Consider the following 5,273-nt stretch of genomic DNA (forward strand, 5'->3'; position numbering starts at 1 on the left):
ATAAATATTATTTAGGTAATGTTATTTATAATAGCGTTCATAGAACACCTTCGACGGAATATACTTTTCCTTTTTCAGTAGGTTATGTGAAAATGAGTGAAAACATCTTGCCTGGCAAGGTAACATCACAAATTAATGTAAACTTAGAATATAAATAATTTATTTCCCCTATGAAAAAACATTTAACTCCTATTATCATGTTATTAATATTACTACCTGTGTTTTCTGTAAATGCTTATTATATCTATGAAACTAGCTGTGAATACATAATGGATGATAATAAATCAAAAGAGAACCAAGAAGTTATATTGAAGATATCAAATTGTCCATCAATAATAAAAAACGCTAATAGAATATTGAATATTAAAAAGAACACTGCCATTTCAATAAAAAATAGCGCAATAACATCTTTTATCTTAGACAGTAATAAAGTGGTTTTAGCTGACAATATTAATGATCAATTTACCATTTCAGTACATTATCAATAATAGTAGTATATAAACCCACAATGGCCATAACTCACCATTGTGGGTTTATCTATCAGCTTTAACTTAATGAGATAGACTCAATAGCTTGTAAGATGCGTTTATCAGAGATGGGATAAGGCGTTCCTATCTGTTGAGCAAATAAACTCACTCTTAATTCCTCTATCATCCAACGAATATTTTGTACCTCTTCTTGTTGTTTTTGCTTCTCGGTTAACTTAGCTAACCACTGTTGCCACTGCAAAATGACATTTTCAACTCGGCTCATTTGTGCTCTATCACGGTTAGGATCAATCGCTAATTTCTCCATACGTTTTTCAATGGCACTGAGATAGCGAGGAATATCCGCAAGACGTTTCCAGCCATGGGATGTGACAAATCCGGGGAAAACTAATTGATTAAGTTGTGCTTTAATATCAGATAATGCAAAAGCGACACTAATATCAACCCGCCCTTTTAAGCGTTTATTAATCGCAAATACTTGAGTTAAAATAGACTCAACTTGTTTAGCAATTTCGACAACAACATCGTTTAATTCAGCACGGACATAATCTTGGAGTTTTTGGTATTGCTCTTCTTGCCATATTAATCCCCCATAAGAAGCAATGAGTTTATCAACCCCACAAGCGATACAGTCATCAATCAGATCTAGCACCTTGCCATAAGGATTAAAATAAAGACCTAATTTTGCTTTATTAGGCAATTTTTCATGCAAGTATTTAATGGGTGAAGGAATATTAAGTAGTAATAACCGTCTTATCCCCTGCCACATTGCCGCTTGTTGCTCTGTTTCTGTTTCAAATAGCTTGATACCAACACTATTCTTTTCATCCACTAATGCCGGATAGGCTTTAACTGAATAGCTACCACGCTTTTGTTCGTAGCGTTGTGGCAAGTCACCAAAACTCCAAATATGTAAATCTTGCTGCTCAATACCATCATCTGCTACCGCTGATAATGTTTCTTGAACTTTGTCCTTTAAACGTGCTTTTAACTGATTAAGATCTTTTCCTTCCGCAAGGGTTTTATTGTTGTCACCAACAACTCGAAAAGTCATTTTTAAGTGATCGGCCACTTGCTCAAGTTGCCAACTATCACGTTCGACCGTAACGCCGGTCATTCTACGTAGCTCTTTTTCTAATTTATCGAGTAATTCACCTTCAGGGGTAACCACTCGTTCTAAAAAAGCTGAAGCGTAGTTAGGCGCAGGAACAAAATTACGACGTATAGGTTTAGGTAATGATTTTATTAAGGCAACGACTAATTCATGACGAATACCCGGAATTTGCCAATCAAAACCTTCATCTTTAACCTGATTTAAAATCGGTAATGGAATATGGACAGTGACGCCATCTGCTGCTGTACCTGGCTCAAACTGATAAGTTAAGCGTAATTTTAAATTATCTTGATGCCAATAATTTGGATAATCTAATGCACTAACACGTTTAGCATCTTCTTTGATAAGCATGCTTTTTTCAAAGCTCAGCAAATCAGGTGAATTCTTTTGCGCTATTTTCCACCATTTATCAAAATGGCGGGTAGAGATAACATCTTGTGGTATTCGTTGATCGTAGAATGTAAACAGCGTTTCATCATCTACTAAAATATCGCGACGACGTGATTTATGCTCTAGCTCTTCAACCTCGGTACGTAATTTTAAATTTTCACGGAAAAAAGCATGCCGAGTTTGCCAATCGCCCTCTACCAACGCATGGCGAATAAATAACTCTCGACATAATAGTGGATCAATTTTGCCATAATTTACTAATCGTGAGGCCACAATAGGTAAACCATATAAGGTGACTTTTTCATTAGCCATTACCGCACCCTGTGCTTTTGACCAATGAGGCTCACTATAGTGATATTTAACTAAGTGGGTCGCGATAGGTTCAATCCATTCCGCTTCAATGCGTGCAGCAATGCGCCCCCATAACCGTGATGTTTCGACTAATTCTGCCACCATGGTCCATTTTGGCGGTTTTTTAAATAACCCAGAGCCGGGATAAATAGCAAAACGCGCATTTCTCGCGCCAGTAAACTCTTGCTTATCGCTATCTTTTTGTCCGATATGTGATAATAGCCCACTTAATAAAGCCACATGAATACTTTTAAAATCGGCCGGTTGGCTATTAATTGGAAAACCTAATTCCTTCACAACTTGGCGTAGTTGCGTATAGACATCTTGCCATTCCCTAACTCGCATAAAGTTTAAAAACTCTTGGCGACAGTGTTTCCGAAACTGAGAGTGACTCAACTCTTTCTGCTGAGTTTTTAAATAGTCCCATAAATTGAGTAATGAAAGAAAATCTGAATCTTTATCTTGGAAACGACGATGTTTTTCATCTGATGCTTGTTGCTTGTCCATCGGTCTTTCACGAGGATCTTGAATAGAAAGCGCCGATGTGATCACCATTAATTCTCTAACTGCACCATATTTGCGTGCTTCAAGAACCATTCTCGCTAATCTTGGATCGATAGGAAGCTGAGCTAATTGTTTCCCCATCGGCGTCAAACGATAAGCACCTTTATTATCAGTACCCTCTTGTAAGGCACCCAGCTCTTCTAATAAGCGTACACCATCTTGTATATTGCGTTTATCGGGCGCTTGTACAAAAGGAAATCCGCTAATATCCCCTAATCCTATCGAGGTCATTTGTAAAATAACCGAAGCAAGATTGGTTCTTAGTATTTCAGGATCGGTAAATTGCGCACGGGAAATAAAATCATCTTCAGAATAAAGACGAATACAAATACCATCAGAAACACGACCGCAACGCCCTTTTCTCTGATCCGCAGAAGCTTGAGAGATAGGCTCTATGGGTAAGCGCTGAACTTTGGTTCGATAACTGTATCGACTAATACGTGCATAACCCGTATCAATCACATATTTAATGCCAGGTACCGTAAGAGAAGTTTCGGCAACATTGGTTGCCAATATGATGCGTCTTCCGGTATGAGGCTGAAATATCCGGTTTTGTTCACTATTAGAAAGACGAGCAAATAGTGGTAAAACTTCGGTATGACGTAGTTGTAATTTATTTAATGCCTCTGCGGTATCCCTTATCTCGCGCTCACCGCTCATAAAAATAAGAATATCACCCGCACTTTCTCGACTTAACTCGTCAATTGCATCAATAATGCCCTCAGTCATATCCTTATCACTATCCAAAGCATCACCACCAATAGGACGATAGCGCACTTCGACCGGATAAGTTCGGCCAGATACCTCAATAATAGGAGCTTGATTAAAATGCTTAGAGAAACGCTCAGGATCGATAGTGGCAGAAGTAATAATCACTTTTAAATCTGGGCGTTTGGGTAAAAGCTGCTTTAAATAACCAAGAATAAAGTCAATATTTAAGCTACGTTCATGGGCTTCATCGATAATAATAGTATCATATTGTAATAACAGCTTATCTTGTTGTAGTTCAGCTAATAAAATCCCGTCAGTCATTAACTTAACTAGCGTGTTATCACCAACATGATCACTAAAACGAACTTTATAACCGACAGACTCACCTAATGTTGTGTTTAATTCATGAGCAATTCGCTCTGCGACAGAGCGTGCAGCTAAACGTCGAGGCTGCGTATGCCCAATATAACCTTTTACGCCTCGCCCTAATTCGAGACAAATTTTCGGGATCTGAGTTGTTTTACCCGATCCCGTTTCCCCTGCAATAATAACCACTTGGTTATCTTTGATTGCATTGTAGATAGCCTCTTTTTTCTGGCTAACAGGCAAGTTTTCTGGATAAACAATTTTAGGACAGTGAGCTTGTCGATTTAATATACGCTGTTTTGCAACAATAATATCCTGCTCAATCTCGCTTAATACCGCGTGTTTCGACGTTTCTTTACTTATTTTATCAACGCCACGTAAGCGTTTTCTCAATCGTTGCTGATCCCGCAACGAGAGTTGCTCTACCTCTTTGTAGAGCATCGCAGATGATAGTGCCACCTTTTGTTATCCTTTTTGAGGTTTATTTAACCCAATAATATTGTTGCCATGATATCACAACAGCCAATTTGCACATAAAGGGTTGATGAATTTTCTTATTCTATGAATATATATAATCAATAAATTTGAATAGCATATTCAAACGATTATGGTGTGAAATTTTTCAGATAAGATAAAATTTTGTCTATATAAACATAACAGATATTTACCGAGAGAATAAAATGAACAAGCTTCTTGTACTAAAATCCAGTATTTTAGAAAATTACTCACACAGCAATAAAATGGCGGACTATCTAATAGAAAATTGGCAAAAACATCATCAAAATGATCTCATTACCCTACGTGATCTGGCAAAAGATCCCATTCCCGTTTTAGATCAAGCCACATTATTTGCTTTTGGCAAAGATACGGCTATGTTATCAGAACAACAAAAAGCCGCTAGAGCACTCTCTGATACATTAATTAATGAATTAAAAACACATGATATTATTGTGATCACGGCGCCTATGTATAATTTCTCCATCCCTTCTCAATTAAAACACTATATTGATTTTATTGCGCGTGCAGGCGAAACTTTTAAATATACTGAAACAGGGTCAGTCGGATTACTTGAAGATAAGCAAGTTATTGTATTAACGAGTCGTGGTGGGATCCATAAAGGACAACCCTCTGATTTAATCATTCCATATCTAACACAATTTTTATCATTTATTGGTATTAATAATGTACAGTTTATTCTCACCGAGGGGACTGCGCTAGGCGAAGAATATGCACAGCAGTCACATGCTCAAGCACAAAAAGAAATAGATTTAATAATTAATAAAGAAATA

Annotated in this window: 2 protein-coding genes; one reads left to right on the top strand and one right to left on the bottom strand. The window is 37.2% G+C overall.

What is annotated here, in order from left to right; translation table 11 throughout:
• Positions 1–546: 546 nt before the first annotated feature.
• Entirely contained in the window at positions 547–4,443 is a 3,897-nt protein-coding gene (hrpA, locus tag AACU95_RS01630) for an ATP-dependent RNA helicase HrpA (RefSeq protein WP_141192335.1), read from the bottom strand.
• 221 nt (positions 4,444–4,664) lie between these two features.
• Here hrpA and AACU95_RS01635 point away from each other — a divergent pair.
• Positions 4,665–5,273 (top strand): FMN-dependent NADH-azoreductase (locus tag AACU95_RS01635; protein ID WP_161737153.1); only part of this gene is annotated, 609 nt, incomplete at its 3' end.

Origin of the sequence: Proteus sp. G4415 (assembly GCF_963896075.1) — a bacterium.
Lineage (GTDB): Bacteria > Pseudomonadota > Gammaproteobacteria > Enterobacterales > Enterobacteriaceae > Proteus > Proteus mirabilis.